Here is a 26745-nt window from a genome sequence, read left to right on the forward strand (position 1 = left end):
CCCGCACCAGCCTGGCGTACGGCCGGTCGCGGGGGCGGCGTTTCCGCGCTCCCGGTCGACGGGGAGCGCGGAGCGTGCTCAGTCCTGGGCCTGCCAGCGGTAGAAGACGGTGGCGACGGAGTCCTGCGGGCCCTGCCACCGGTCCGGCCGGTACGGCTCGATGTACGGGCCCAGGTCCTGCATCACCTTGCCGAAGGCGGGCTTGTCGCCGTGCTGGTCCCGGGTCGCCTCGGCCGCCGACGTCTCCTGTTCGAGCAGGTGCACGTAGACGTCGTCGATCGAGTAGAGCCAGCGCCCGGTGACGCCGAGGTCGGTCGGGAGCGACCCGGCGTCGGACTCGGCGAAGACCCGTGCGACGTCCGGCTCGGCGCCGGGCTTGATCCGCCCGACGATCACGGTGAGCGTGGTGTCGGCGGGCGGCTCCCCCTCGGGCGCCCAGTGGTAGAACTCCTTCGCCACCGAGTCCGACGGGTTCTTCCAGTAGCGCGGGTACGGGGTGACGTACGGGCCGATCTCCTCGGCGATCTTCTGGAAGGCGGGCAGCCCACGGGTCTGCCCGGAGATCCGCGGGTCCTGCTCCCGCTCGATCACATGGATGTAGAGGTCGTGGTGCGACAGCAGGTACCGGCCGATGACGCCCAGGTCCTGCGGCCGGGTGGCCTGGTCGTAGTGGCCGAACACGCCGCCGACGATCTGCTCGCTGCCGGGGACCATGTGACAGACGATCACGTTGCGGAAGACCATGACTGCTCCTTGGTGGGTGGGTTCGGACGGCGGCGCCGTCACGCGGTGAAGGTGACAGGCAGTTCCAGCAGGCCGCGGAACGGCGAGGCGGCGGGGAGCCGGCGCACCTCGGCGAGCGGCACGCCGAGACGCAGTCCGGGCAGCCGGCGCAGCAGCGCGCCGAGTGCGAGTTCGGCCTCCATCCGGGCCAGCGAGACGCCCAGGCAGTAGTGGACGCCGTGCCCGAACCCGAGGTGCGGGCCCCGGACCCGGCGCAGGTCCAGCCGGTCCGGGTCGGCGAAGTGCGCCGGGTCGTGGTTGGCCGCGTTGATCGCCACCCCGACGATCGCGCCGCGCGGGATGCGGACGCCCTGGTAGTCGACGTCCTCGGTGGCGATGCGCGGGCTGGCCACGGGCAGCGGCCCGTCGAAGCGCAGCAGCTCCTCGATCGCGGCGGGCAACAGGCGGGGCGAGTCGCGCAGCAGTTCCATCTGCTCGGGGTGGGTGAGCAGGGCCAGTACGGCGTTGCCGAGGAAGTCGGCGGTGGTCTGGTGCCCGGCGAACAGCAGCAGGAACGTGGTGGTGACCAGTTCCGCCTCGGACAGCGTCCGGTCCCGGTCGACGGCCTTGACGAGCGCGCCGATGATGTCGTCGGCCGGGTCGTCGCGTTTGGCGCGGACCAGCCCGGCCAGGTAGTCGTGCAGCCGGAGCTGGGCCTCCTGCACCGCGGCCCGTTCCTGCGCCGGCGGCCGGCTGGTGGAGCCGGAGGTGCGGATGACCTGGGTCCAGTCGAGCACCCGGCCGTGGTCGGCGGGCGGCACGCCGAGCAGCTCGCAGATGACAGTCATCGGCAGCGGGATGGCGAAGTCGTGCATCAGGTCGGCCTCGCCGTGCGGCGCCATCTTGTCGATGAGCTGCTCGACTATCGACGCCACCCGGGGGCGCAGCGCCTCGATCCGCCGGGGCGCGAACGCCTGCGACACCACCCGGCGCAGCCGGGTGTGCTCGGGCGGGTCGGAGTTGAGCATGTTGCGGTTCAGGCCCTCGGAGTTCGGGCCGAAGATCTTCAGGTAGTGCTGCCCCGGGCCGTACAGGTCCTTGGACAGGCGCGGGTCGGTCAGCGCGGTGCGGGCGTCGTCGAATCGGGTGATCAGCCAGGAGTCGAAGCGCGGCGAGCCGACCGGGCAGACCGGCCGCTCGGCGCGCAGCCGGGCCAGCGCGGGGTACGGATCGGCGGCGAACCCGTCGGTGTAGAGCTCGCTCGCCGGCATCACGTCGTCGGTCATCGCCCCTCCCCCGGCTCGCCGGCCACGCTGTGCAGCACCTGGTAGGTGTGCCGGTCGGCGGACTCACGCAGCTCACGGATGATGCTCAGCAGCCGGTCGCGGTGCGTGCTGCGGCCGAACGCGTCAAGCCGCTCGCGGTCCGCCCAGTCGCTGATGATCAGGTAGCTGCGCGGGTCGTCGGCGTCGCGGACCAGGTCCTGGTGCAGGCAGCCGTCCAGCGTGCGGATCTGTTCGGCGGCGGTGAGCCACTCCGCCTCGAAGCGCTCCTCGCAGCCCTCCCGGGTCCGCATCGACAGCACGGTCCGGACCCGGTTCACCGGACGCTCCCGAAGACCAGGTGCAGGTGCTTGCGCAGCGCGTCCGGGTCGACCGGCGCGCCCCGGAACCCGATGTGCCCGTCCGGGCGGATCAGGTAGAGGCCGGTGCCGGCCAGGCCGTACCCGCCACGGAAGCGGCGCTCGGCGTCGCGCACCACCGGCGGGTCGGGCAGTCGCGGTTCGTCGGCGTCCGGGTCGAGCAGCAGGTACGCGTCGAGTTCCCCGCCGGCGAGCCGCCGCGCGTCGGCGCACAGGCCGGTGAACCCGGCCAGCTCCTCCGCACCGGCCGTACGGTCGGCGTAGAGCAACAGCGTGTGCCGGGTGCCCCGGGTCAGGTCACGCAGCCGCAGCGGGTGGCCGACGCCGCGCCGGCGCAGCCCGTCCACGTCGGGCGCGATGTCGCCGGGGCGGGGCGCGTCACCGAGCGCGGCCGGGTCGGCGACGGTCTCCCCGACCAGCGGGCTGCCGGCGTAGCTGAGCAGCATGGACATCTCCTGGAGGAACTGCCGTTCCAGGTCGGCGCGGTCCACCTCCTCGGTGCCGGCCATCCGTACCGCCCGGCCGACGATCTCCTCGCCCTCCGGGCGGCGCTCGGTCTCGTAGCTGTCCAGCAGGCCGGGCGCGGCGAGACCGCGTACCGCCAGGGCGAGCTTCCAGGCCAGGTTCCAGGTGTCCTGGATGCCGGTGTTCATGCCCTGGCCGCCGGCCGGCGGGTGCAGGTGGGCGGCGTCCCCGGCGACGAACACCCGGCCGTCGCGGTAGCGGTCGACGATGCCGTGGCTGATTCGGAACACCGACGACCAGCGCAGGTTGCTCGCCCGGGTGCCGGCCGGCGCGAGGCGGTCCAGCGCGGCCTGCACGTCCTCGATCGTCGGTTCGTCGAGTTCCTCGCTGAATCCGGGCGGGGCGTCGCGCCCGCCGGTCTGGGCGAAGAACCGGGGCGGGGCGAGGGTGGCGATGCGGTAGCGGTGCTCGCCGCGCAGCGGTACGCAGACGAGCATCCCGTCCATCTGCCCGTCGGTCATGTGCAGGAACCGCAGCAGGTGCCCGTCCGGCATGTCCCAGTCCACGTCGACGTCCACCAGCATGAACAGTTGCGGGAACCGGCCGAGCCCGCCGGTGAAGGTGAGCCCGAGCCGCTCCCGTACCCGGCTGTGCGCTCCGTCGGCGCCGACCAGGTACGCCGCGCGTACCGTCTCGGTGCCGCCGTCCGCGGTGCGGACGGTGGCGGTCACGCCGTCGGCGTCCTGGGTGAAGTCGACGAGTTCGGCGCCGCGCTGCGGGCGGACGCCGAGGGTGGCCAGCCGGGTGGTGAGGATCCGCTCGGTCTCGTACTGCGGCAGGCCGAGGTGGTCGTACGGCAGGCCGGGCAGTTCCCAGCTCATCCGGTGGGTCTGCTCGCCGTTGACGAAGACCGTGTTGCCGGTGAGCCAGATGCCGGCGTCCATCGCCTCGCGGACGACGCCCTGCTCCTCCCAGATCTCCATGGTGCGGCAGTGCACACCGATCGCCTTGTCGGCGTGGCCGGGCGGGGTGGCCTGCTTGTCGATCACCAGGCAGTCGATGCCCCGCCGGGCCAGTTCGACGGCGGCGGTCAGCCCGGTGGGCCCCGCCCCGACGACGAGTACGTCTGTTGTCCTGTGCACGTCGGCCTCCCAGCCCGTGGTGGGGTGTCGGCGGCCGTCCGCGTCGGGCACGACGTGGAACAGCCGGCGCCGGATGTCGAGAAGGAACGGCGCGATCGGCCCGGCCTGCGCGGAGGCGTGGGCCGGGTCGCCGATCCAGGCGAGGAACGGCGCGGCGCCGTCCCACTCGGCGAAGATGTGGTGGATGTCCGAGCCGGGTTCGCGCAGCAGTTGTTCGCGGCGGTAGCCGGGTATCGCCGCCATCCGCCGGACCACCTCGGGGTAGCCGCTGTGGAACTCGGCGAGCCGGTCGAGCGGCACTGTCAGTTCGACGTCCACGTAGACCGGACCCGTCCCGTCCCGGGTCTCGCGCATCAGCGGGTAGCCGGGGTCGCCGTCCGGCTCGGTCAGCGGCCGGAGCAGGTCGGCCAGGCGGGCCGCGACCGGCCCCCGCCGGTACGCGCGCAGCGCCGCGTCGTCGGCCCACTCGGTGACGACGACGAAGCCGCGCGGGTCGAGGGCATCGCGCAGCAGCTCGTGCCGCAGGTTGCCGGGAAGTGCGCCGAGCTGCCCGGCGACCGTCTCGAAGGCCGGCCCGATCGCGGGCTCGCAGCCGGGGCGCGCGCGCAGCCGGAGCATCGTCCTGATCATGCAGCCCCCTCGAGCGGTGCCGTCGTCGTGCCGCGACCCTGCCGCAGCGCGCGTCACCGCCTCGTCACCGTCGGCCCGCCGGACGTCCGGCCCCGGTGACGCCACCGCGACGGTGAACGCTTATTGCAAAGTTTTGGCAACAAGCCTCGACAGGGCCGTGGATCGGTAACTATCGTGAGCGTCATGACTCCTTACGACTTGGATGTGCGGGCCTGGCAGGAGAGCTGGGACCGGCAGCAGGAGGCGTACCTGCCCGACCGGGAGCACCGCTTCGCCGCGATGCTCGACGCCGTCGAGGCGGTCGCCGGCGACCGGCCGCCACGCGTCCTCGACCTCGCCGGTGGCACCGGATCGATCAGCCTGCGGGCGCTGGCCCGCCGGCCCGACGCCGAGGTGACGGTGCTCGACCTCGACCCGGTGCTGCTCACCCTCGCCGAGGCGGCGCTGGCCGGGCGGGCCACCGTGGTGACCGCCGACCTCAACCGGTCCGACTGGGCCGCCGCGCTGCCGCACCGCGACTACGACGCCGTGCTCACCGCCACCGCCCTGCACTGGCTCGACGGTCCACGCCTGGCGCGGCTGTACGGCGAGATCCGCGACGTGCTGCGCCCCGGCGGCGTGTTCGTCAACGCCGACCACATGCCCGACGAGGGGATGCCGACGCTGACCGACCGGCTGCACGCACGGGCGGGCGAGCTGCGGGCGGCCCGGCACCGCGCGGGCGCGGCGCTGTCCTGGTCGGACTGGTGGGAGCGGGCAGCCGACGATCCGGTGCTCGGGCCGCTGGTGGAGAAGCGGCGGCAGATCTACCCGACCGGGCACAGCCCGGAGTGGAACCCGCCCGCGACCTGGCACCTGGACGCGCTGCGCGCGGCCGGCTTCACCGAGGCCGGCGTGCTCTGGCGCGGCGGCGCGGACGCCGCGGTGGCCGCGCTGCGCTGAGCCGGGCGCCGCCCGGCCCGGCGGCCGACGCCACGCGGGCCCCGAGGGCGGCGGGCGGTCAGGCCAGCAGGCGGGCCAGTTCGGTACGCGAGCGCACGCCCAGCCGGTGGAAGACGTTGCGCAGGTGATGGTCGACGGTCCGGGTGGACAGGCACATCCGGGTGGCGATCTCCCGGTTGGTCGCCCCCTCCGCGACCAGCCGGGCGATGTGCAGCTGCTGCCCGGTCAGCAACTGCTCCGGGCCGCGCCGCACCGGGCCGACCGACTCCCCCGCCGCGCGCAGCTCCTCCCCCGCCCGGTCGGCCCACACGGTGGCGCCGAGCAGCGTGAACGCCTCCCGGGCCCGGTGCAGGTGCGCCCGGGCGTCCCGGGGGCGGCGCCGGCGGCGCAGCTCGCGCCCGAACAGCAGCTCGGTGCGGGCGCGCTCGAACCGGTCGGTGTCGGCCGGGTGCAGCCGCAGCGCGGCGTGGAACTCCCGTTCGGCCTCCGGGCCGCCGCGCGGCGCGAGCAATGCCCGGCAGCGCGCGGCCAGCGCCCGACGCGACGGGCTCGCCGTGCTGCTGGCCCAGTGGTCGAACACGGCCAGCGCGGCGGCCGGCCGCCCGCCGTCGTGGGCGGCGGCCTCGACGAGGTACGGCGTGGCCATCACCTGGACCAGCACCTGACCCCGGCCGGTGCCGGTGCGGGCCAGCGCGGCCAGCCGGGCCACCGCGTCGGCGTACCGGCCGTCGATCAGGTCCAGCACGCCGAGCGCCCAGCGGGCGTACGCGTCGGGCCGGCTCCCCGGCGCGGCCCCGTCCCCGATCTCGGCGATCCGGGCCAGCGCGGCGTCCCGGTCGGCGCGGACCGCGGCCAGCACGGCGAGGATGCCGAGGTGCACCTGGGCGCAGACGTGCTGGCCGGTGGCGCGGGCGGCGCGCACCCCTTCGCGGGCGGTCTCCGCCGCCGCCTCGTGCCGGCCCAGCCAGTACTCGGCGACTGCTCGCAGCTCCAGCGCCCGGGGCAGCAGGGACAGCTCGCCGCGCGAGCGGGCCACCTCGACCGCCCGGCCGGCGAGCCGGTGCGCGGGACCGTCCACGGCGACCAGCAGTGCCGCAGCGGCGGCGCAGACGAGCGCGCCCGGGGTGAGCGCGGGACCGGTCAGCCGGCCGCCGAGGACGACGACGCGGCGCAGCGCCGGCCCGCCACGGGTGTGGTCGCCACGCAGCGTCGCCCCGACGCCGGCGGCGAACGTGGCCAGCAGGTCGAGATCGGGCGGGTCGCCGGGCCGCCGCAGCGCCTCCGCCCGGCGGGCCACCTCGGCGTACCGGTACTGGTCGCCGGTGACGCAGATGGCCTCGCCGGCCCGGACCAGCGCCAGCAGCGCGGCCCGCCGGTCGGCCGGCGCGACCGCGTCGGCGGCGGCCAGCAGCGTGGCGACCGCGGCGGCAGGCGCGTCGCAGCGCAACTGCATGTCGCCGCGGACCAGGTCGGCCCGGCCACCGGCGGGCGACCCGTCGGTCACCTCCCGCAGCAGCGCCCGGGCCCGGTCCGGGTCGCCGGCGGTCCAGGCGCACCGCGCCGCCGCGATGGTCAGCTCGGCCGCGCGCCCGGGGTCGGGGCTCAGCTCGGCGGCCCGGCGCAGCACGACCGCGGCGGCGGCGCGGTCCGGCACCTCGTCGACCGCCGCGGTCAGCTCGGCGGCGAGCACGTCGGCCGGGCAGTCGGCGGCGGTGGCGTGGCGCAGGGCCCGGCCCAGCGTGCCCTCGGCGAGCGTGCCGGCCAGCAGCAGGTGCGCCGCGCGCAGGTCGGCGAGCGGCGCGACGGCGGTGATCATCGTGCGGGCGAGCGGGTGCGGGAACGTCACCCCGCCCGGCCCGGTGCGCAGCAGGCCGGCCGCTTCGGCGGGGGCGAGCGCCTCGAGGGTCAGCCCGGCCGCCCACGCGGCGCGGACCAGCGTGGCCGGGTCGTCGCCGGGGTCGAGCGCGGCGAGCAGCACCATCCGCCGGGTCGGGACGGGCAGCCGGTCCAGGCGGGCCCGGTACGCGGCGGCGAGCGCGCCGTCCACCGGCGGCGTGCCGGGCAGCGGCGCCTCGCCCCGCCACTGGGCCGGGGTGAGCGTGCCGGCCAGGTCGGCCAGCGCCGCCGGGCTGCCCCGGCTGAGCGCGGCCAGCGCCGTGGCCACCGCCACGGGCGGCCGCTCCCGCAGGCCGGCGAGCATCGCGTGGCACTCGTGGGCGTCCAGCGGGCGCAGCCGGTGGGCGGGTACGCCGTCGACGGTGGCCGGTGCGGTGGCGGTCAGCAGCATCGCCACCGGCAGCCGGCGCAGCCGGCGCGCCACCACCGCCAGGGTCCAGGCGCTCTGCGGATCGCCGGTGTCGAGGTCGTCCACTGTGCACAGCAGCGGCCGGTCCGCCGCGACGGCGGCGAGCAGGGACCGCACCGCGGCGGCCAGGGCCAGGCGCTGCTCGGCCGGGCACCCGTCGCCGCCGAGCGCGCGTCGCAACAGCCGGCGTTGCCGCACCGGGAGTGCGGTGTCCGCGTCCAGCACCGGGTCGAGCAGGCGGTGCAGCCCGGCGTAGGGCAGTGTCGCCTCGTCGGCCAGGCCGGCGCCGGCGAGCACCGCGCGCTCCCCCGCCCACCTGCGGGCGTACGCCAGCAGGGCGCTGCGCCCGGAGCCGGGTGGCCCGTGGAACAGCAGCGCGCCGCCGTCGTCGCGGTCGAGGAGCCGGCGGATCGCGTCGCACTCGTCGTCCCGGCCCCACAGGTCTATATGCACTGTCGATGCAGAAACCATGCCTGCAGTGTCACAGATGGGCAACCCGTCGGAAAAGAGGCGGACACGATCCCGGGGTGGTCGCCGCGGCGACCACCCCGGGATCGGACCGGATCAGGCGCTCGGGCAGGTGTTGCGGTACTCCTGGATCGCCGACCCGCTCGGGCCGGGGCAGAGGAACTGCTCGTAGCGGGTGTCGTCGTCGACGAACCGCTTCAGCCAGGCGACCGTCTGCTTCGCCGTCGGCGTGTTCGTCGTCTGCGGGAAGAAGTGGCTCGCGCCGTTCAGCTCCAGGTACGCCTTCTCCGAGGACGCCGGGATGCTGCTGTAGAACGGGATCGAGTGGGTCGCCACCGGCGCCACGCTGTCGCTCTCGCCGCCGATGATGAGCGTCGGCACCCGTACGTCGGACCAGGTCTTGTCCAGGTTCCACGGTGCGAGCGGGACGGCGGCCTGCAACGACGGCCGGGCCGCCGCGGCCTCCAGGCTGCCGCCGCCACCCATCGAGTGCCCGGCCACGGCGAGCCGGGACGAGTCGATCCGGCCCCGCACCGAGCTGCGCTGGGTCAGGTAGTCCAGCGCGGCCAGGAGCTGGCGGCCCCGGCTGTCCGGCTGGTCCAGCCGGGTGATGGTCTCGATGCCGATGACCACGAAGCCGTGCGAGGCGATCCGCGGACCGAGCCAGCTCAGGCTGGACCAGGAGGCGGTGTAGCCGGGCGAGATCGCGACCGCGCCGAAGGTGCCCTCGGCGGTGCTGGTCGGGTAGTAGATGACGCCGCCGCCGAAGCCGGTCACGCTCAGCGAGGAGACGTTGATCGACGAGGTGGCGAACGGGCCGCGGCTGGCCTCCAGGATGGCGTTCGTGGGCGCCGGGCCGCGCTCGTAGGGGCTTGCCGCGCTCGCCGCGGCCGGGACGGCGAGGGCGCCGCCGGTGGCGAGCAGCGCAGCCACGGCGAGGCGGGCGAGGGCACGGACGGGGGTACGGGAACGGGTGGTGGTGGGCACGTCGGTCACTCCTTGCGCCGGAATTACATCGACATGCGTCAGCATCGATGCCCGGCCGCCGGTGCGCATCGGTGAAATCACCGGTCCCCCGGCGGTGACCCGGCCGTGACATGCACGGCGGACGATTGCCCCATGCACCCGACGCGACGGCACCTGACCCGGCGGCATCTGCTCGGCGCGACGGCGGCGGCAGGCGTCACCGGCCTGGCCACCGGCTGCGAGCCGGACCGCCCGGCGGGCGGGACCGCGGCGCCGGACGACGCGCCCGCCCTGGATCCGGCCAGCTGGGACAGCGTCCGCGCCCAGTTCGCGCTCGATCCCTCCCGGGCGCACCTGGCCACGTTCGTCTTCGCCCCGCACCCGGCCCCGGTACGAGCCGCCGTGGCGGTCCACCGCGCCGGCCTCGACCGGGACGCCTCGGGTTACCTGGGGCTCCACGAGGAACGGCTGGACCGCGCGGTGCTGGACGCGGCGGCCGGGCACCTCGGCACCCGGCCGGAGCAGATCGCGCTCACCGACTCCACCACCATGGGCCTCGGCCTGGTCTACAGCGCGATCCGGCTGCGACCCGGCGACGAGGTGCTGACCACCGAGCACGACTTCTACGCCACGCACGAGTCGCTGCGGTTGCGCGCCGAACGCGACGGGGTGACAGTGCGCCGGGCCCGCCTGTACCGGGACGCCGCCACGGCCGGCGTGGACGAGATGGTCGCGGGTCTGACGGCTGCGCTCACGCCCCGCACCCGCGTGGTGGCGCTGACCTGGGTGCACTCCAGCACCGGGGTGAAGCTGCCGGTACGCCGGCTGGCCGAGGTGGTCCGCGAACGCAGCCCGGAGGCGTTGCTCTGTCTCGACGCGGTGCACGGCTTCGGCGCGGACGCGTCCACACCGGAGCAGCTCGGCTGCGACGTGCTCGTCTCCGGCTGCCACAAGTGGCTGCTCGGGCCGCGCGGCACCGGCCTGGTCTGGGCCGCCGAGCGGGCGTGGGCCCGGATGACGCCGGTGATCCCCAGCTTCGACAGGCGCGGCATCGGTCGCTGGCTCGCCGGCGGCGCCGGCGGGCAGCCCGTGCCGCCGGGCCCGGCGCACACGCCCGGCGGCTACCACAGCTTCGAGCACCGGTGGGCGCTCGCCGACGCGTTCGCGTTCCACAGCCGGATCGGTCCGGCCCGGGTCGCCGAGCGCACGCGGGATCTCGCCGACCACCTCAAGGAGGGGCTGGCCGGGATCCGGGGCGTCCGGCTGGTCACGCCGCGCGCGGCCGACCTGTCCGCCGGCGTGGTCTGCTGCGAGGTGCCGGGCGTACCGGCGGACCGGGCGGTGGACCGGCTGCGGTCGGCCGGTGTGATCGCCAGCAGCACCCCCTACCGGCCGTCGTACCTGCGCTTCGGCGCGACCATCGCCAACGGCGAGCAGGACGTGGAGGCGGCGCTGCGGGCGGTCCGCACGCTGGTGTGAGCCGGTCCGGCTGTCACTCGGTGAACTCGCAGAAGGACAGCACCCGGTCGAACCGCCGGGCGGCGAGGTCGTCGTGGCGGATCAGGAACCGCGCGTTGACGTACTCCTCGTCCGGTACGCCGAACTGCGCCAACGGCACCCATTCGCGCATCACCCGCTGCTGTTCCTCGTACCGGGCCACCATCCGCTCCGCGCGGGGCAGGGACCACCCCTGCCGAACCCGCTCCGAGTCCATCATGATCACCTCGGGCGGGTCCTGCGCCGAGATGGCGTAGCCGCCGACGAAGACGTCCTCCGGCAGCCGCCAGTTCCGCTCCGGCCAGAGCTGATCGACCAGCGCACTCATCTCCTTGCGGTGCGGCATGTCGCGCAGGAGCTGGATCTGGGTGTCGCACAGCCACTCCTCCGGGCGGTCGAGCCAGTCCGGCAGCTCCGCCTGGACGGCGGCGTACATCTCGTGCTCGGGGGCGAGGAACGGTTCCATCTCGGTTCCGGCGGGCACGACGTAGTCACCGTCCGCCGTCTCGGCGCCGGCCGGGACGTACACGACGCGCGCGTACGCCTTCTCGTGCTCGATGCCGCAGGCGTCCTGTGCGCCCTCCTGGTCGAGGAAGAACAGCAGCGTGCCGTCGGCCGGCAGGGCGAGGTCGGGAACCCGGGGCAGCGCCGCGCAGTCGAGCCGGAGCAGGAACGGCAACGGGAAGCCCTCCGGGCACGTGGGCCACGGCATGCCCACCGGCAGCCGCGGCCGCCCGCCCCGCCGCCCGACGTGCACGCCCTCCTCGCGCTGCCAGGCGTGGATCGGGAACCGGATCAGCTCCGCGAAGCGGGCCACCTCGTCCTCGGGCACGCCCTGCCCGATCGCCGCCCGCCGGAATTGATCTCTCTCATCCATGCTCGTGGAGGGTAACCCCACCGTCCGACAGGGGAGTGTGCCCGGCGCGGGACAAGATCAGGGCCCGGCGCGCGGCCGCACCGCCGGTGACCAGGTCACGTCGTAGCGCTCGGCGGCCACCGCCTCGGCGAACGCGGTCGCCGCCGCCGGTGAGCCGGCGATGCGCCAGTCCTTCTCCTTGTCCACCTCGAACCAGATCAGCCCGATCAGGCCCGGATAGCGGGGCAGGGCGCGGAACGTGTCCCGGATCCACCGCGCCTTGTGCCCGGCGGCGTCGGCCGCGCCGGTCTCGGTCACCACGAGCGGCTTGCCGGTGACCTTGCGGATCTCGGCGATCGTCGGGCCGAAGATCTGGTCGAACGACCAGTACGTCTTGGTGAACGCACCGCTGCCGTAGTAGCCGGTGACGCCGACCCAGTCGACGTACTCGTCGCCCGGGTAGAGCCCGGTGACCCCGGCGGTCGTCTTGTCCCAGCGGGCGTTCGGGCTCCACACCCAGGTGACGTTCGTGGCGCCGGCCTCGGCGAAGAGGTCGTGCACGTGCCGCCAGGCGCGGACGTAGTCGCCGGGGCGGTTGCCGTTGGCCCGCTCGCACCAGGGGTACCAGTCGCCGTTCATCTCGTGCGCGAAGCGGATCGCCACCGGATAGCCCAGCGACCGGACGCCGTCGGCCCAGGAGCGCACGTACGCGTCGAAGTCGCCGCGTGCGATGCGGGCCAGCCGGTAGTCCGGCTGGGTGGCGCGCAGCCGGTCGATCTGCCTGTCGGTCAGGCCGGTGCGGCGGGCCGCCTTGTCGACCGTGTGGTCCCACGGCTCCCAGCCGAGCATCGGCATCATGCCCCGCTCGGCGATCCGGTCGAACAGGCTCCGGTCGAACGCGGCCGACGCCCAGTCGGCGCCGAAGAGCATCACCTGCGGCGCGCGCCCGGCCGCCTGCGCGAACCGGTCGACCGGCGCGAAGTCGTACGGTCCCTTGTCCGTCATCACGCCGAAGAACGCCTGCCCGGCCGGCGGGAACGGGCCGCCGCGCGGGCTCGGCACGACCGCCGCCGGCACGTCGGTGCTCGCCTGCGGCGTCGCCGGGGCGGGCCGCCGCGCCGCGGCGTCGGTGCCCGGGTCGCGCCACGCGCCCGGCGCCACGACGAAGGCGTACGCGAGCAGCAGCAACCCGGCCAGCGCCAGGCCCATCCGGGGCAGCGTCGGCCTCAGCACGGCACACCGCCCTCGGTCACGGTCCGGGGCACCACCTGGGGTTCCCGGGCCGGTTCGGCGGCCCGGTCCCGGCGGGCCCGCAGACTCTCCACCCAGGAGATCAGCGGTGGCGCGAGCCCGGTCAGCAGCGTCAGCACCGGCCAGACCCGCAGCAGCGGGTAATCGTGATCCAGCGCGAAGCTCGCCGCGAGCAGCCCGGCGGCGGCGAGCGCCCAGCACAGGTGCAGCCGGAACGTACGCGCCGACTCGACGGTGCGCAGCGCGCCCTTGGCGGTGACCACGAAGCCGAGCTTGCGGCGCAGCAGCGCGCCCACCGCAGCCGCCACGTACACCGGTCCGGCGAACAGGGCGAGCGCCATGCCGACCATGCCCACCTCCTCCCGCTCGTGCGGGGCGATGTTGAAGCGGCGCAGCCACAGCCAGAGCAGGAACCAGGTGCCGATGGTGGAGCCCCACAGCGTCGCCCAGACCTGCGGGTCGAGCCGGCCCGCGTCGACGCCGGTCAGCAGGTAGAGCGCGGTGGCGGCGTTACCAAGCAGCAGGCTCACCGCCACGCTCGGGTAGTAGAACTGGAGCAGGCGGTACTGCCAGCGGCGGCGGGACGGCAGGTCGCGCGGCGTACGCAGCTCGCGGCGGAGCAGGATCTCGCAGATCCCGGCCGCCCAGCGCTTCTGCTGGTTGAAGTAGTCCGCCCAGGAGGTCGGTCCCTCGCCGAGCGCCACCACGTCCGGGGTGTAGACGCCCTTCCACCGGTTGCCGGTGGCCGGGTTGACGGCGGCGTGCACGCGGATGCTGGTGAGGTGGTCCTCGATGATCGAGTCCTGGTAGCCGCCGATGGTCCGCCAGGCCGCCGGGCGGTAGAGGTGCCCGGTGCCGGTCAGCAGCGGCGCGTCCAGTCCGTTGCCGCCGCGGGCGATCAGCCCGTTGTAGAGGTACTGCTGCACCGAGGCGCCGTGGGCGACGAAGTTCTGGTGCATGTTGCCGTACACCTGGGGCGTCACCACGAACGCGACGTCCGGGTCGCGGAAGTAGCCGAGCGTGCGTTCCAGGAAGTTCGGCAGCGGCACGTGGTCCGGGTCGACGTTCGCGACCACGTCGTAGCGGTGCTCGTGCTCGGCCCGCCAGGCGTTGTGGTTGCCGGACTTGGTGCGGGCCCGGAACTCGCCGCCGGGCCGGTTGTACTCGGGCCGGCCCTTGCGGGTGAAGTGGCGGACGCCGAGCCGCGCGGCCATCGCCCGGACCGCCGGGTCGTCGCCCTCGTCGAGGATCCACACGTCGACGTGCCCGCAGTAGACGATCTCCCGCAGCCGGCGCAGTGTCCGCTCGGCGACCTCGATCGGCTCCTTGCTCGGCACGATCGTGGTGAGCAGGGCGACCCGCAGGCCGACCGGCGGGTCGACAGGCACCGGGTCCCGGGCGTGGTAGGCGAAGACCCAGACCACCACGTTCTGTGCCAAGCGGATCAGCTCGACGCCGACGACGACGCAGAACGCGAGCCGGGCGGCGACGGTCTGCCAGCCGCCGAGCCCGACGACGCCGGGCCCGGGCACGTGCTGGGGCAGCAGCAGCCAGCCGACGAAGACCAGTCCGGCGGCGCTGTTGACGAGCACCAGCAGCGTCAGGACCAGCCGCGCGGCGACCGAGGCGGTGGGGCGAAACTCGACCGCCGCGTCGGGGCGGCGGGGTGGTCGCAGCGGGCCGGCGGTGGCGCCGCAGCGCGCGTACGCGAGGCGGGCGCGGACGTTGCGCTGCCGGCGGTCCGGATCGGCCGGTGTCCCGGGCGGGACGGGTGCGATCGGGCGGGCGCCCGGCGGCCCGGCCGTCGTGGCGCGGGACGGGCGTGTATCGGCGGCGACGGCCACGTTTCCCCCATGGTCTGCAGGCTCTGGAGCCGACCGAATGCTAAGCCGACAATCAACCGCAAAAAGGGCGAATCAGGCAGACATCGCCCGTTCGTCGACGGGTCACGCGGTCAGCCGGGAAGCTGGGCCGCCACGGCGAGCAGCGCGACGAGCGCCAGCACGGCGACGGCCCCGGCGGCTCGCGCGCGGGACAGGGCGACCCCGCCGAGCACCGCCCAGGCGGGCACCGTGAACAGCAGGTTCACCGCCGACCAGACCGGCACGGCCTGCGCCAGCGCCAGCAGTCCGAGCGCCGGCACCAGCGCCCAGGCGGTGCAGATCGCGGCGGCGTACCGCAGCGGAAGGCTGAACAGCGCCAGCCCGGCCAGCACGCCGCCGAGCGCGGCGACGCCGAACAGGTCCCCGGGCGTGGCCGCCAGCACGGCGACGCCGGGTCGCACGCCGGACGCCAGATGACCGCCGTCGCGCAGGCCGGAGGCGAGCAGCGCGGCGACCGGGAGCAGCCCGAGGACCACGGCGGCCAGCCACCTGAACGCGACGCGGCGGCGGAACGCCAGCACGACCCAGCCGTGGCCGGCGAGCAGCAGCAACGCCACCGGCTGGCACAGGCCCAGCAGCAGCACCGCGCCCGCATAGGGCACGAGCCGCCGCGGGCCCGGTCGGTCCAGCGCGGGCACCAGCAGCCAGGTGGCGAGCACGGCGGCGAACACCGCCAGGGCGTACGGCTGCGCCTCCTGCGCGTACCGGATCGAGGTCGGCAGCACCGCGAAGATCGCCCCGGCCGCCAGGCCCGCGGCGGGCGTGGCGATCCGGGCGGCGAGCGCGCCGACGAGCGCCGCGGCCCCGACCATGGCCAGCAGGGACGGTACGCGCAGCGCCAGGTCCGCCGCGCCGAACAGCGCCGCCCAGCCGCGCATCAGCAGGTGGTACGGCCCGAGCGCCAGGTCGGCGCCGATCCCCGGCCAGGGCGACGTGACCGCCCGCCGGGTCGCCACGTCTGCGGCGCTCGGCCCCGATGCGGTGATCCGAGCGGCGCCGAGCGCGCCCATCACTGCCGCCGGCAGCAGCCAGGCCGCGATCCGCCAGCGCCGCGCGGCGGTCGCGGCGCGGGCGGTGACCCGGCGCGGCCGGTCCTCGCCCCACGGGTCCTCGACCGCGGCGTCCCCGAGCCGGGGCAGGACCATGGTGTCCGCGTCCATCATCGTGACTCACGCATCCCTGTGGGTGCCGGCGACCGGGATCCAGCCGGGGCTGGATGACATCCTGGAGCCTACTGAGCCAAAAACGACATGACGCCAATATGAGGTGAAAGGGTCCGCCGACCGCCCCGTGGACGACCGGCGGACCCGGCTCAGCGAAGGTCGGTGGTCGTCCAGCGGGGTGACGCGGCGGTGATCTCGACGGTGTCGCCGGTCAGCGTCGTCCGCGCCTGGACGTCGCGCCGGGCGCTCGTGCCCACCCAGACGTCGACCTCTCCCGGCTCCACCACGCGCGTGAGCGTGCGGTCGGTGAAGGCCAGCCGCGTGTTCGGCACGGTCAGCTCGACGGTCACCGAGGCACCCGGCTCCAGGCGCACCCGCCGGTAGCCGAGCAGCTGCGCCACCGGCCGGGTCACCGAGGCGACCAGGTCGCGGCCATAGAGCTGCACCACGTCGTCACCGGCGACCGGGCCGGTGTTCGTCACGCGCACCGACACCCGCAGCGCCTCGCCGGTCGGCACCTCGGCCGGCACGGTCAGGTCGGTGTACGCGAACGTGGTGTAGGACAGTCCGTGCCCGAACGGCGCCACCGGCGTCGCCGGCAGGTTGGTGCCGTTCATGCCCGCCCCCAGCTCCGGGTGCAGGTACGAGTACGGCTGCGCGCCGGCCGAGCCGGGCAGGCTGACCGGCAGCCGGCCGGACGGGTTGACCCGCCCGGAGAGCACACCCGCGATCGCACCGGCGCCCTCCTCGCCCGGGAAGAACGTCTGCACCACCGCCGCGCACCGGGACAGCGCCCAGCCGAGCGCGTACGGACGGCCGGTGAGCAGCACGAGGACGACGGGGGTGCCGGTGTCCAGCACCGCCTCGACGAGCTGGCGCTGCACGCCGGGCAGCTCCAGGTCGTCGCGGTCGCAGCCCTCACCCACGGTGCCGCGGCCGAACAGGCTGGCGTGGTCGCCGACGACGAGGACTGCCACGTCGGCGGCGGACGCGGCGGCGACCGCCTCGTCGAACCCGGAGCGGTCCGCCGAGTCCACCTCGCAGCCGGCCGCGAACGTGACCTGGTCGGCGCCGAACTCGGCGCGCACCGCCTCCAGGACGGTCGGCACCTCGAAGCCGGTCTCCACGCCCGGGTGGTGGGCCAGCACATGGTTGAGGAAGGAGTAGCAGCCGAACAGCGCGCCCTGCCGGTCGGCGTTCGGGCCGACGACCGCCACCCGGCGGCCCGCCGGCAGCGGCAGCACGCCCTCGTTGGCGACCAGGACCACCGACTCCTCGGCGAGCCGGCGGGCGATCGACCGGTGCTCCGGCGAGTCGAGGTCGATCGCGCCCGGCGGCTCGTCGTCGAACGTGGCGTCGAGCAGCCCGAGTTCCTGCTTCTGGCGCAGGACGCGCAGCACCGCCCGGTCGACAAGCGCCTCGTCGACAGTGCCGGCCCGCACCGTCTCGGTCAGGGTCAGGAAGGCGTCGCCGGTGGGCAGCTCGATGTCGAGGCCCGCACTCAGCGCCTGCACCGCCGCGTCCGCGTTGTCGGCGGCGACGTGGTGCAGCAGGTTGAGGAAGGCGACGCCGTAGTAGTCGGCCACCACCGTCCCGTCGAAGCCCCACCGGTCCCGCAGCAGGTCGGTGAGCATGGTCGGGTCGCCGGCCACGGGCACGCCGTCGATCTCCGCGTACGAGTGCATGACGCTGCGCGCGTCGCCGTCACGGATCGCCATCTCGAACGGCGGCAGCAGCACGTCGGCGAGTTCCCGGGGACCGGCGTGCACCGGGCCGAAGTTGCGCCCGGCCCGCGAGCCGGAGTAGCCGGCGAAGTGCTTCAGCGTCGCGAGCACGCCCTGCGACTGGAGTCCCCGCACGTACGAGGTGCCGATCGTGCCGACCAGGTACGGGTCCTCGGCGATGCACTCGTCGACCCGGCCCCAGCGCGGGTCCCGGATCACGTCCAGCACCGGGGCCAGTCCCTGGTGGATGCCGAGCGCGCGCATCGAGGCGCCGATCGCCGCCGCCATCTCGGTGACCAGGTCGGGATCGAACGCGGCGCCCCAGGCCAGCGGCGTCGGGAAGGTGGCCGCCTTCCACGCCGACAGGCCGGTCAGGCACTCCTCGTGCACGATGGCCGGGATGCCCAGCCGGGTGCCCGTCACCAGGTCCCGCTGGAACTTCCACAGCCAGGCGGCGCGGGCCGCGGCGTCGACCGGGCGGGTGCCGTAGGCGCGGGTGAGGTGACCCAGGCCGTGCCGGGAGAAGTCGTCGAGCCGGCCGGTGTCGGCGAACTCGCCCTGCAGGGGCGCGACCGCCTCACCGTCCTCCTTCTCCCAGAACCCGACGAGCTGCGCGACCTTCTCCTCGATCGTCATGCGAGCGAGGAGTTCCCGTACGCGCGTCTCGGCGTCGGGCCCGTCCGGCCGGTCGTGGTCCGAACCTGCCTGAGCCGGTACCGGCCCGTCCACCACCGCGTGGACCTCTGTCATGGTGTGCCTTTCCACTGGTTGTGCTGGTGCCGCTGCCGCTCAGCCCTTGACCGCGCCCTGGAGACCGCCCACGATCTGCTTCTCCGCCAGGGTGAAGAACAGCAGCGCCGGCAACATCGCCAGCGACGTGAAGGCGAGGACGCCCGCGGTGTCGGTGGTGTACTGGCTGGAGAAGTTCTGCACGCCCAGCGGCAGGGTGTGCAGGTTGACGTCCCCGAGGACGAGCAGCGGCAGGAGGAACGCGTTCCAGCTCGCCACGAACGCGAGGATGCCGACGGTGACGACCGCGGGCCGCGACAGCGGCAGCACGATCCGCCAGAGGAAGCCGAGCCGGCCGGCGCCGTCGATGGCGGCCGCGTCCTCCAGCTCCCGGGGGATGGCCGACAGGAACGGCCGCAGGATGACGATCGTCAGCGGCAACGAGAAGGCCACCTGCGGAAGGATCACCGCGTAGTAGGAGTTGATCAGGTTCAGGTCGCGCAGCATGAGGTACAGCGGCAGGATCGCCGCGCCGGCCGGGAACAGCAGGCCGAGGGTGAAGAAGGTGTAGAGCCCTTCGCGGCCCCGGAACGTGTAGCGGGCGAGCACGAACGCGGCGGCCATGCCGAGCACCACCACGCCGAGCGTGGTGCCGAGCGCGACCACCGCGCTGTTGAACGCCTGCCGCCAGAAGTCGCTCTGCGTCAGCACCCGGTAGTAGTTGTCCCAGACCCACGGGTCCGGCAGACCGGCCGGGTCGTTCACGATCTGCGGAGTGGTCCGGAAACCGCCGACGACGACGTACACGACTGGTGCGATCGACACGGCCGCGACCGCGAGCGCGATCGCGTACGTCAGCGGCGAGCTCCACTGCACCGGCCGGCGCCCGGCCGAGGGGGCGGATACGGAGTTCACGGCCACTGTCACTTCCCCTTCCGGGTGATGGCACCCTCGATGTCCCGGCGGAGCAGGAAACGCTGGAACAGCAGCGCCGCGACGAACGAGATGGCGAACAGGATCACGGCGACCGCGTTGCCGTAGCCCCAGAGCCGGGCGAAGAAGCCGTTGTCCACCATGTACGTCGCCATGGTGGCCGAGGCGCCGAGCGAGCGCACCGCCGGCACCGAGGTCACCCAGACCATGTCGAAGACCTGCAGCGAGCCGATCATCGACAGGAACATCCAGATCCGGATGGTGGGGCCGAGCAGCGGCAGCGTGACGTGGCGCTGGATCTGCCACCAGCTCGCGCCGTCGATCTCCGCGGCCTCGTTCAGCTCCTGCGGCACGTTCGACAGGCCGGCGAGCAGCAGGATGATGGCGAAGCCGACATACTTCCAGGTGAGGACGAACAGCAGCGTCCAGATCACCACGTCCAGGTCGGCCAGCCACGCCTGCACCAGGCCGCCCAGCCCGATCGACTGCAGCAGCGCGTCGAGCGTGCCGTTCTCGGTCAGGATCAGCTTCCACATGATGCCGACGGTGACCTCGGCCAGCACGTACGGCACGAACACCAGCAGGCGGAACGCCGAGCGCCCGCGGAAGCGGCGGTTGAGCAGGAGGGCGATGCCCAGCGCGACCGGGCCCTGGATCAGCAGCGACCCGAACACGATGATCGCGTTGTTGCGCAGCGCGTCGAGGAAGATCGGGTCCTGGAAGGCGAGCGTGTAGTTGCGGAAGCCGACGTACTCGGTGGGCGGGCCGACGCCGCGCCAGCGGAACAGGCTGTAGTAGAACGCGAAGCCCATCGGCACCAGCACGAACATCACGTAGATGACGATCGCGGGCGTGGTCAGACCGATGATCTCGTACCACTTGCGACGGGTCTCGGCGCGGCGGGAGGCGGCCCGTGCGCCGGGCCGGAGGCCCGCCGGCGGCGCTTGCGCGCCGACGGCGGGCGTACGGGTCTGCGATGCGGACGTCACTTGCTTGCGGCCGCCTTCATGGCCGAGACGACCTTCTCAGGTGTCCCGTTGCCGGCGAAGATCGCGACGATCGCGTCGTTCATCGCGGTGCCGACGGTGCTGCCGAAGGCCGTGTCCAGCCAGAGCTGCACGTACGTGGCCGAGGAGGTGGCCTCCAGGATGGACTTCAGCGCCGGGTCGGTGACGCCGTCGGCAGCGCCCTTGGCGACGGGCAGGCCGGTGCCGGTGGCGGCGTAGCCCTTCTGCACCTCGGGGCTGACGATGTACTTGAGGAACTCGACGCACTCGGCCGGGGCGTTCTTGGAGCAGGCGAAGCCGTCGCCGCCGCCGAGGGCCGCCTTCGGGTCACCGGCGGAGCCGGAGATCGCCGGCACCGGGAACCAGCCGAGGAACTTGCCCAGGGCCGCCTTGTCCGTGGCGACGGTGTCCAGCGTGCCGCGGTTCCAGTCGCCCATCAGCTCCATCGCGGCCTTGCCGTTGGCGAGCAGGCCGTTGGCGCTGGTCGGGTCGTTCTGACCCGGCGTGGCGATGAAGTTGTTCTGGAACGGCTTGGTGTCGATGAAGGTCTTCAGGTCCTGGCCCGCCTTGACGAAGCACGGGTCGTCGAAGGTCCGGTCCTTGGAGGCCTTCTTCAGCGTGTCGACCGAGCAGGCACGCAACGCGAAGTTGTACCACCAGTGCGCGGCCGGCCACTTGTCACCGGCGCCGAGGGCGATCGGGACGACGTTGATGGCCTTGAGCTTGGTGACGGCGGCGTTGAGTTCGTCGAAGGTGGTCGGCGGCGCCGTGATGCCCGCCTTCGCGAACATGTCCTTGTTGTACCAGATGCCCTCGATGCCCATCCGGAACGGCAGGCCGTACTGCTTGCCCTCCACCTGCCAGATCTCGGCGGCGCTGCCGATGTCGGCCACCTCGCCCTTCACCTGGTCGGTGATGTCCTTGAGGTAGTCGGCCTCGACCTGCTCGCGCATCTCGCCGCCGCCCCACGCCTGGAAGATGTCCGGCGGGTCGTTGCTCAGCAGCGCGGCGGGGAGCCGGGTGCGCTGGAGCTGGTTCGTCTCGATCGCCTCGATCTCGATCTTGACGGTCGGGTGGGCCGCGGAGAAGTCCTTGGCGACCTTCTCCCAGTACGTCTTGCCGGGCCCGTCCTGCGACGCGTTGTGCCACCAGGTCAACGTCACCGGGTTCTTGTACAGCTCGCTCTCGGCGGCCTTCTCCTCGTCGCCACCACCACTGCACGCGGAAGCCAGCAGAGCGCTTGTCACAAACAGTGCCAGGACGGCGCCAGCACGGCGCTTCATCACCATAGATGTCTCCTCGACCACTCAGTCGGGTTACCTGCCGGGGAGTTTTACAGGGCCGTAACGTGAAGTCAATCGGTATCGATAACGTTTTCGACATCGTCCTCGATCGCCCTGGAAGAGCCCTCTATCATCGTCGGCGTGGTGTTCCAGGAGCGCGTCAAGATGTCGGACGTGGCACGTACGGCCGGCGTCTCGGTGGCAACTGTATCGAAGGTTGTCAATGGCCGGTACGGCGTCGCACAGGCCACCGTCGAGCGCGTCCAGCAGGTGATCCACGAGCTCGGGTACGAGGCCAGCCTGGGCGCGCAGAGCCTGCGCAGCCACCGGACGAACGTGCTGGGCATCCTGGTCGCCGAGTTCGAGCCGTTCTCCACCGAGCTGCTCAAGGGCGCGTCCCGCGAGGTCGCCGGCAGCGGCTACCAGTTGCTCGCCTACTCCAGCGGTGACGGCGAGGGCGCGGCCATAGGGTGGGAGCGGCGCTCCCTGGCGCGGCTGTCCGGCACGCTCATCGACGGCGCGGTGATCGTGACGCCGACCGTGGTCGAGACCAAGCACGGCTTCCACGTGGTGGCCGTCGACCCGCACACCGGCCCGTCCGGCCTGCCCACCGTCGACTCCGACAACTTCGCCGGCGCGGTGCTGGCCACCGACCACCTGCTGTCGCTCGGGCACCGGCGGATCGCGCACATCAGCGGCCGCCCCGACCTGGAGTCGGCCCGCCTGCGCGAGGCCGGGTTCCGCAAGGCGATGGCCGACGCGGGCGTGCCGGTGGACGAACGGCTCGTGCGGGTCGGCGGTTTCCGCACCGAGACCGCCGCCAGCACGGCCGCCGACCTGCTCGCGCTCGCCGACCGGCCGACCGCGATCTTCGCCGGCAACGACCTCTCGGCCATCTCCACCGTGGACGTGGCCCGCGGCCTCGGCCTGCGCGTACCGGAGGACCTGTCGGTCATCGGCTTCGACAACATCCCCGAGTCGGCGCTCGTCGACCCGCCCCTCACCACGATCCGGCAGCCGCTGCAACGCATGGGCGCCGAGTCGCTGCGCCTGCTGATCGACCTCATCGCCGGCGTCGAGCGGGACACCCACATCCAGCTCCCCACCGAGCTGGTCATCCGGGCCTCCTGCCACCCGCTGCGCTGAGGCGCCGGCTCACCCTCCCCGCCCAGGTGATTGACGGACGGCTATCGGCGTCCGTAATGTTTCGGGCTACTTCCGGAAGGTTGATCGGAAGTTTCGGAAGCCGCATCGTCAGTCCACCCTGGCGCCCGCCGAACCGTTCCACGGCGCGGCGTCTCCGGCACCGCCACCGCCGGCCCCCGGGCCGCGCGCACCCTCCCGAAAGGAACGACCATGAAGCTGAGACGATGGCTCGCCGCCGGCGCCGTCGCCGTCGCGACCGCCACCGCCCTCAACGTCGTCCCCGCGACGGCCGGACGCCCGTACGACCCGGCCGCGCAGAGCCTGCGTGAGCTGGCCAAGCGCCACGGCCTGTACGTGGGCACCGCGGTGGACATGGCCGCCCTCAACGACGCCTCCGAGCCGCGCTACCGCGAGCTGGCCGCGTCCGAGTTCTCCACCGTCACCGCCGAGAACGTCATGAAGTGGGAGAGCCTCGAACCCACCCGGGGCACCTACAACTGGGGCCCGGCCGACGAGCTGGTCGAGTTCGCCCGCAAGAACAACCAGCGGGTCCGGGGCCACGTGCTGGTCTGGCACAACCAGTTGCCCGCGTGGCTGACCAGCGGCGTCGCGGACGGCTCGATCAGCAAGGCCGAGCTGCGCCAGATCCTGCGCGACCACATCACCGCCGTGGTCACCCACTTCAAGGGCAAGATCTGGCAGTGGGACGTGGTGAACGAGGCGGTCAGCGACCCCTGGGACACCCCGTCCACCCTGCACTACAAGGGGTTCTGGGCGCAGAACCTCGGCCCCGGCTACATCGCCGACGCGTTCCGCTGGGCCCGCGCCGCCGACCCGAAGGCGCTGCTGTTCTACAACGACTACAACATCGAGGCGTTCGGCTCCGGCAACCCGGCCGACGACAAGACGCAGTTCGTCTACGACATGGCCCGTGACCTGCGGGCCAAGGGCGTGCCGATCGACGGCGTGGGCGCACAGGGCCACCTGGGCACCCAGTACGGCAACTTCAGCACGCTCCAGGTGGCCGCGGCGCTGCGCAAGTTCGCCGGGCTCGGGCTGGCCACGGCCCTCACCGAGGTGGACGTGCGCAGCCAGATCACCGAGGGGGTGGAGGCCGGCGACTCCGCGGAGATCAACCCGCGCCTGCAGGCGTCCGCGGCGAACTTCAGCGTGCTGATGCAGGCGTGCCTGGCCGAGCGGCACTGCCTGTCGTTCACGCTCTGGGGCTTCACCGACAAGCACTCCTGGGTGCCCGGCGCGTTCTCCGACCCGCCGGAGGGCCTGGCCACCGTGTACGACGAGAACTACCAGCCGAAGCGCGCGTACCACGAGTTGAAGGCCGACCTGATGTTCTCCGGTCCGCCGTACGTGCTGCCGCGCATCCCGCAGCACCCGCGCCGCTAGACGACTGGCGCACCACGGCGGGGCCGGTCCGGTGACCGGCCCCGCCGCCGGTTTCCGGCCGGTACGCGTTCAGGCCGCCCGGCGCCGGCCCAGTTCCGACTCCAGCCGTCCGATGAGCGTCTTGCGGGCCTTGCCGCCGCGTTCCCGGCGCAGCGCCGCGTCGAGCTGGCGGGTGTCGAGGTCCCGGACCAGCTTGACCGCCTCGGTCACCGGCAGCTCGTTGATCTGCTCGGCGGCGGTGGCGTCCCGGCGGGCCCGCTTCGCCGGGCCGGTGTTCGGCACGTACTGGCGGCCGGAACGCGACGCGCGGCGCTTGCGGGTGTCGGTGGCCCGCCGTTCGGTCTCCGACAGCTCCTTCCACGCCTGTTCGGGCAGGTAACGACGGGTTTCGCCGCCGTTGCGGGCGCGCGTGTCACCGCTGCGGGTCTGCCACTTCTCGCCGCCCCAGCGTTGCAGCGAGCGCTGCCGCGCGTCCTTCGGGCCCTCGAATCCCCCGCCGGCCTTCTTGTACTCGTTCGTCAGCAGCTGCGACTTGCGGGCCGACCACTGCCCCGGCCGTCCGCCCTTGTCGGAGGCGCGGATCTCGGCCTTGAGGCGCTCGCGCAGTTCCGGCTCGGTGTACTTCGCCATGACGAGGCGTTACCCGGACCGGCAGCGGCCATGCCGGTCAGCCGGACGCCGGCCGGTAGACCAGATCCATCGTGTCGGTGCGGCCGGACCAGTCCAGCCGCAGCCGCCAGCACCCGGCGGCCGGCAGGTCGACGATGGACGGCCCGGGTCCGCCCTCCACCTCCCGGACGACCGGGGTGTCCGTCCCGTCCCGCGTCGCGGTGATCACCAGCGGGGTACGCGGCGCCGGCTCGGACCGGCCGGGCTCGGGGCGCGCCACCCAGAGGATCTTGTTGTTCGCGCCGTCGCCGCGCGCGTGCACCAGCGGGTACGCGAACAGGATCGCCACGATGTCGCCCCGGTTGCCGAACACGTGCCGCACCCGGGTGTCGCCGGTGAACCCGGCGTCCGCCCAGTCCGGCAGCCGGCCGGTCTCCAGCCGCTCGGCGCAGGCCGCCGGCACGGCCGGTCCGGTCGTGGTCGGTTCCACTGACGCCGGCGCGCCGGCCGGGACCGTGGCCGGACCGGAGCACCCGGCCAGCAGCAGGACCGGCACCAGTAGGACTCTCCTCGGAACGGACATCCGGCCTCCCCCGTCGACGACTCTCGTCACCAGGACACCGCCCGGCGCCCCGAGGTTCCCGCCGCTGTCACTCAAGCGAGGACGCGACGTCGAGCGCCTGCTCACGCGTCAGGTCGCCCTCCAGCCGGTAGCTCACCCCGGCCCGCTCCCAGATCAGCGTGGCGGCGGACAACCGCGCGGCGGCGACCCGTTCCGTCCCGGACCGGTCCACGTACGCCAGCGCGTGCGGACCGCCGACCCAGATCGCGAACTCGCCGCCCACGTGGGTGAGCGTCACGTCCGCCCCGAGGGACCGCTTGTGGAACACGATGTCGAGCGAGCCGTCGAAGGCGTCCAGCCGGACCGTCCCGCCCCGGTAGAGCAGGCTGGCGACCCGGTGGGCGCCGGTGCCGTCCGGATCGGCGACGAGCACCCGTTCCGGCGCGCCGAGCCGGGCCGGCACCCGGATCGGGAAGCGCACCTGCCGCTGCGCCTCGGCCAGGGCGACCTCGTGCTGCGCGGGCAGCGGCGACGGCGTACCCGTCGGCGGCGGGGCGGGCGCGGTGTCCACGACGACCCCGGAGAACCGCAGCAGCCCGGTCACCGCGCCGGCGAGCGCGGCCCGCCCCGGAGGCAGCGCCGCCACGAGCAGGGCGGCGAGCGCGGCGGCCAGCACGTACCGCCACCGGCGGCGCGGCGCGGGCACGTCGAGCCGGGCCCGGACCCGGGCGGTCAGGTCCGGCGTCCGTGCCGGCTCCAGCCAGCCGGTCAGCTCCCGCAGCTCCCGTTCCAGGTCATCCACGGTGCGCCACCTCCCGGTCCAGCAGGGCCCGCAGCTTCGCCAGCGCCCGGTGGGTCCGGGACTTCACGGTGCCCCGGGCCACCCCCAGCACTGTCACCGTCTCGTCCTCGCCGAGGTCGAGCAGATAGCGGCAGACGATCACCTCGCGGTCGCGGGCGGGCAGCCGGCGCAGCGCCCCGACCAGCGCGGCCCGGCGCTCGGCCGCCAGCACCGCGTCGAGCCCGTCCCCGGCGGTGACCGCCGCGACCGGGTCGGCCGCCGCCGCCCGCAGCGTCAGCCCGTCCCGCCGGGTCCGCGTCCGGTGCAGGTTCCGGGTCTCGTTGGCGACGATCGCGAGCAGCCAGGACCGGAACGACGCCTCGGCCCGGTAGCGGGACAGTTTCCGGTACGCCTTCACGAACGCCTCCTGGACCACGTCCTCGGCGTCCGGACCGGCGCCGAGCAGCACCGCCGTCCGGTACGCGGACGCGGTGTGCCGGGCGACCAAGGCGTCGTACGCCTCCCGGTCGCCGGCGCGTACGCGGGTGACGAGGTCGTCGTCGTCCAGGGCAGCCTCCGCCGTCGGTCCGCTTCCATGACACCGCCCGGGGCGGCCGGGTTCCATCAGGCGTTT

The 26745-nt window shown here is 73.8% G+C and carries 22 protein-coding genes; 4 read left to right on the forward strand and 18 right to left on the reverse strand.

What is annotated here, in order from left to right; translation table 11 throughout:
- Window positions 1–78 precede the first annotated feature (78 nt).
- The 4 genes from CLT75_RS10060 to CLT75_RS10075 are packed head-to-tail and all read right to left on the reverse strand — an operon-like array spanning window position 79 to window position 4602.
- On the reverse strand, window positions 79–744 hold the full coding sequence (locus CLT75_RS10060; protein ID WP_135240556.1) for a TcmI family type II polyketide cyclase: 666 nt from the start codon (window positions 742–744) through the stop codon (window positions 79–81).
- Between the two features lie 38 nt (window positions 745–782).
- Entirely contained in the window at window positions 783–2009 is a 1227-nt protein-coding gene (locus CLT75_RS10065; RefSeq protein ID WP_135240557.1) for a cytochrome P450, read from the reverse strand.
- Window positions 2006–2326: an antibiotic biosynthesis monooxygenase family protein gene (locus CLT75_RS10070; protein ID WP_135240558.1), complete on the reverse strand. Its 321-nt coding sequence runs from the start codon at window positions 2324–2326 to the stop codon at window positions 2006–2008. The genes CLT75_RS10065 and CLT75_RS10070 overlap by 4 nt, the downstream gene beginning before the upstream one ends.
- Window positions 2323–4602, reverse strand: coding sequence for an FAD-dependent oxidoreductase (locus tag CLT75_RS10075; protein WP_135240559.1), 2280 nt, complete (start codon window positions 4600–4602; stop codon window positions 2323–2325). The genes CLT75_RS10070 and CLT75_RS10075 overlap by 4 nt, the downstream gene beginning before the upstream one ends.
- Window positions 4603–4785: 183 nt before the next feature.
- Here CLT75_RS10075 and CLT75_RS10080 point away from each other — a divergent pair, with 183 nt between their 5' ends.
- Complete coding sequence (locus CLT75_RS10080; RefSeq protein WP_135240560.1) at window positions 4786–5544, forward strand: class I SAM-dependent methyltransferase; 759 nt, start codon at window positions 4786–4788, stop codon at window positions 5542–5544.
- A gap of 58 nt (window positions 5545–5602) precedes the next feature.
- Here the strand turns inward: CLT75_RS10080 and CLT75_RS10085 are convergent, their stop codons facing one another.
- Both CLT75_RS10085 and CLT75_RS10090 read right to left on the reverse strand, forming a co-directional pair.
- Window positions 5603–8320 carry a LuxR family transcriptional regulator gene (locus CLT75_RS10085; protein ID WP_135240561.1) on the reverse strand — a complete coding sequence of 906 codons (2718 nt, stop codon included), beginning with the start codon at window positions 8318–8320 and terminating at the stop codon, window positions 5603–5605.
- Between the two features lie 93 nt (window positions 8321–8413).
- Window positions 8414–9304 carry a poly(ethylene terephthalate) hydrolase family protein gene (locus tag CLT75_RS10090; RefSeq protein ID WP_135240562.1) on the reverse strand — a complete coding sequence of 297 codons (891 nt, stop codon included), beginning with the start codon at window positions 9302–9304 and terminating at the stop codon, window positions 8414–8416.
- 132 nt (window positions 9305–9436) lie between these two features.
- On the opposite strand from CLT75_RS10090, the gene CLT75_RS10095 reads away from it, so the two are divergent.
- Complete coding sequence (locus CLT75_RS10095) at window positions 9437–10762, forward strand: aminotransferase class V-fold PLP-dependent enzyme (RefSeq protein ID WP_135240563.1); 1326 nt, start codon at window positions 9437–9439, stop codon at window positions 10760–10762.
- Window positions 10763–10775: 13 nt separating this feature from the next.
- On the opposite strand, the gene CLT75_RS10100 is transcribed toward CLT75_RS10095, so the two are convergent.
- The 8 genes from CLT75_RS10100 to CLT75_RS10135 form a co-directional block, all read right to left on the reverse strand.
- Window positions 10776–11657 carry a YwqG family protein gene (locus CLT75_RS10100; RefSeq protein ID WP_135240564.1) on the reverse strand — a complete coding sequence of 294 codons (882 nt, stop codon included), beginning with the start codon at window positions 11655–11657 and terminating at the stop codon, window positions 10776–10778.
- Between the two features lie 57 nt (window positions 11658–11714).
- Complete coding sequence (locus CLT75_RS10105) at window positions 11715–12869, reverse strand: glycosyl hydrolase (RefSeq protein WP_135240565.1); 1155 nt, start codon at window positions 12867–12869, stop codon at window positions 11715–11717.
- Window positions 12863–14731: a glycosyltransferase family 2 protein gene (locus tag CLT75_RS10110; RefSeq protein WP_135240566.1), complete on the reverse strand. Its 1869-nt coding sequence runs from the start codon at window positions 14729–14731 to the stop codon at window positions 12863–12865. The genes CLT75_RS10105 and CLT75_RS10110 overlap by 7 nt, the downstream gene beginning before the upstream one ends.
- 110 nt (window positions 14732–14841) lie before the next feature.
- The gene (locus tag CLT75_RS10115; protein WP_135240567.1) at window positions 14842–15933 is read right to left on the reverse strand and encodes a glycosyltransferase family 39 protein; all 1092 of its coding nucleotides are present in this window, start codon (window positions 15931–15933) and stop codon (window positions 14842–14844) included.
- Between the two features lie 149 nt (window positions 15934–16082).
- Window positions 16083–18407 carry a beta-xylosidase/alpha-l-arabinosidase gene (locus tag CLT75_RS10120; RefSeq protein WP_135240568.1) on the reverse strand — a complete coding sequence of 775 codons (2325 nt, stop codon included), beginning with the start codon at window positions 18405–18407 and terminating at the stop codon, window positions 16083–16085.
- A 39-nt stretch (window positions 18408–18446) separates the two neighbouring features.
- Window positions 18447–19313 (reverse strand): carbohydrate ABC transporter permease, encoded by an 867-nt coding sequence (locus CLT75_RS10125; protein ID WP_135240569.1) that lies wholly within the window; start codon window positions 19311–19313, stop codon window positions 18447–18449.
- Window positions 19310–20308 carry a carbohydrate ABC transporter permease gene (locus CLT75_RS10130; RefSeq protein ID WP_013286792.1) on the reverse strand — a complete coding sequence of 333 codons (999 nt, stop codon included), beginning with the start codon at window positions 20306–20308 and terminating at the stop codon, window positions 19310–19312. Before CLT75_RS10130 ends, CLT75_RS10125 begins: the two co-directional genes overlap by 4 nt.
- Window positions 20305–21609 carry an ABC transporter substrate-binding protein gene (locus CLT75_RS10135; protein WP_486485113.1) on the reverse strand — a complete coding sequence of 435 codons (1305 nt, stop codon included), beginning with the start codon at window positions 21607–21609 and terminating at the stop codon, window positions 20305–20307. Before CLT75_RS10135 ends, CLT75_RS10130 begins: the two co-directional genes overlap by 4 nt.
- 141 nt (window positions 21610–21750) lie before the next feature.
- On the opposite strand from CLT75_RS10135, the gene CLT75_RS10140 reads away from it, so the two are divergent.
- Together CLT75_RS10140 and CLT75_RS10145 are read left to right on the forward strand one after the other, a co-directional pair.
- On the forward strand, window positions 21751–22755 hold the full coding sequence (locus CLT75_RS10140) for a LacI family DNA-binding transcriptional regulator (protein WP_135240571.1): 1005 nt from the start codon (window positions 21751–21753) through the stop codon (window positions 22753–22755).
- Between the two features lie 210 nt (window positions 22756–22965).
- Window positions 22966–24159: a glycoside hydrolase family 10 protein gene (locus CLT75_RS10145; RefSeq protein ID WP_135240572.1), complete on the forward strand. Its 1194-nt coding sequence runs from the start codon at window positions 22966–22968 to the stop codon at window positions 24157–24159.
- Between the two features lie 69 nt (window positions 24160–24228).
- Here CLT75_RS10145 and CLT75_RS10150 read toward each other — a convergent pair whose 3' ends face one another.
- The 4 genes from CLT75_RS10150 to CLT75_RS10165 form a co-directional block, all read right to left on the reverse strand.
- Window positions 24229–24789, reverse strand: a complete 561-nt coding sequence (locus CLT75_RS10150) for a DUF5872 domain-containing protein (RefSeq protein ID WP_135240573.1) — start codon at window positions 24787–24789, stop codon at window positions 24229–24231.
- A gap of 37 nt (window positions 24790–24826) precedes the next feature.
- Window positions 24827–25351 (reverse strand): hypothetical protein, encoded by a 525-nt coding sequence (locus tag CLT75_RS10155; protein WP_135240574.1) that lies wholly within the window; start codon window positions 25349–25351, stop codon window positions 24827–24829.
- A gap of 67 nt (window positions 25352–25418) precedes the next feature.
- Complete coding sequence (locus CLT75_RS10160) at window positions 25419–26132, reverse strand: hypothetical protein (protein WP_135240575.1); 714 nt, start codon at window positions 26130–26132, stop codon at window positions 25419–25421.
- A complete protein-coding gene (locus CLT75_RS10165) occupies window positions 26125–26736 on the reverse strand; it encodes an RNA polymerase sigma factor (protein ID WP_135240576.1) in 612 nt (203 codons plus the stop codon). Before CLT75_RS10165 ends, CLT75_RS10160 begins: the two co-directional genes overlap by 8 nt.
- Window positions 26737–26745 lie beyond the last annotated feature (9 nt).

Source organism: Micromonospora sp. CNZ285 (assembly GCF_004637285.1).

Bases quoted from the DNA above. Each gene is read 5' to 3' on its own strand.
- CLT75_RS10060 (WP_135240556.1), bottom strand. From the start codon at position 744: ATGGTCTTCCGCAACGTGATCGTCTGTCACATGGTCCCCGGCAGCGAG.
- CLT75_RS10065 (WP_135240557.1), bottom strand. From the start codon at position 2,009: ATGACCGACGACGTGATGCCGGCGAGCGAGCTCTACACCGACGGGTTC.
- CLT75_RS10075 (WP_135240559.1), bottom strand. From the start codon at position 4,602: ATGATCAGGACGATGCTCCGGCTGCGCGCGCGCCCCGGCTGCGAGCCC.
- CLT75_RS10080 (WP_135240560.1), top strand. From the start codon at position 4,786: ATGACTCCTTACGACTTGGATGTGCGGGCCTGGCAGGAGAGCTGGGAC.
- CLT75_RS10085 (WP_135240561.1), bottom strand. From the start codon at position 8,320: ATGGTTTCTGCATCGACAGTGCATATAGACCTGTGGGGCCGGGACGAC.
- CLT75_RS10095 (WP_135240563.1), top strand. From the start codon at position 9,437: ATGCACCCGACGCGACGGCACCTGACCCGGCGGCATCTGCTCGGCGCG.
- CLT75_RS10100 (WP_135240564.1), bottom strand. From the start codon at position 11,657: ATGGATGAGAGAGATCAATTCCGGCGGGCGGCGATCGGGCAGGGCGTG.
- CLT75_RS10115 (WP_135240567.1), bottom strand. From the start codon at position 15,933: ATGATGGACGCGGACACCATGGTCCTGCCCCGGCTCGGGGACGCCGCG.
- CLT75_RS10120 (WP_135240568.1), bottom strand. From the start codon at position 18,407: ATGACAGAGGTCCACGCGGTGGTGGACGGGCCGGTACCGGCTCAGGCA.
- CLT75_RS10135 (WP_486485113.1), bottom strand. From the start codon at position 21,609: ATGAAGCGCCGTGCTGGCGCCGTCCTGGCACTGTTTGTGACAAGCGCT.
- CLT75_RS10145 (WP_135240572.1), top strand. From the start codon at position 22,966: ATGAAGCTGAGACGATGGCTCGCCGCCGGCGCCGTCGCCGTCGCGACC.
- CLT75_RS10150 (WP_135240573.1), bottom strand. From the start codon at position 24,789: ATGGCGAAGTACACCGAGCCGGAACTGCGCGAGCGCCTCAAGGCCGAG.
- CLT75_RS10155 (WP_135240574.1), bottom strand. From the start codon at position 25,351: ATGTCCGTTCCGAGGAGAGTCCTACTGGTGCCGGTCCTGCTGCTGGCC.
- CLT75_RS10165 (WP_135240576.1), bottom strand. From the start codon at position 26,736: ATGGAACCCGGCCGCCCCGGGCGGTGTCATGGAAGCGGACCGACGGCG.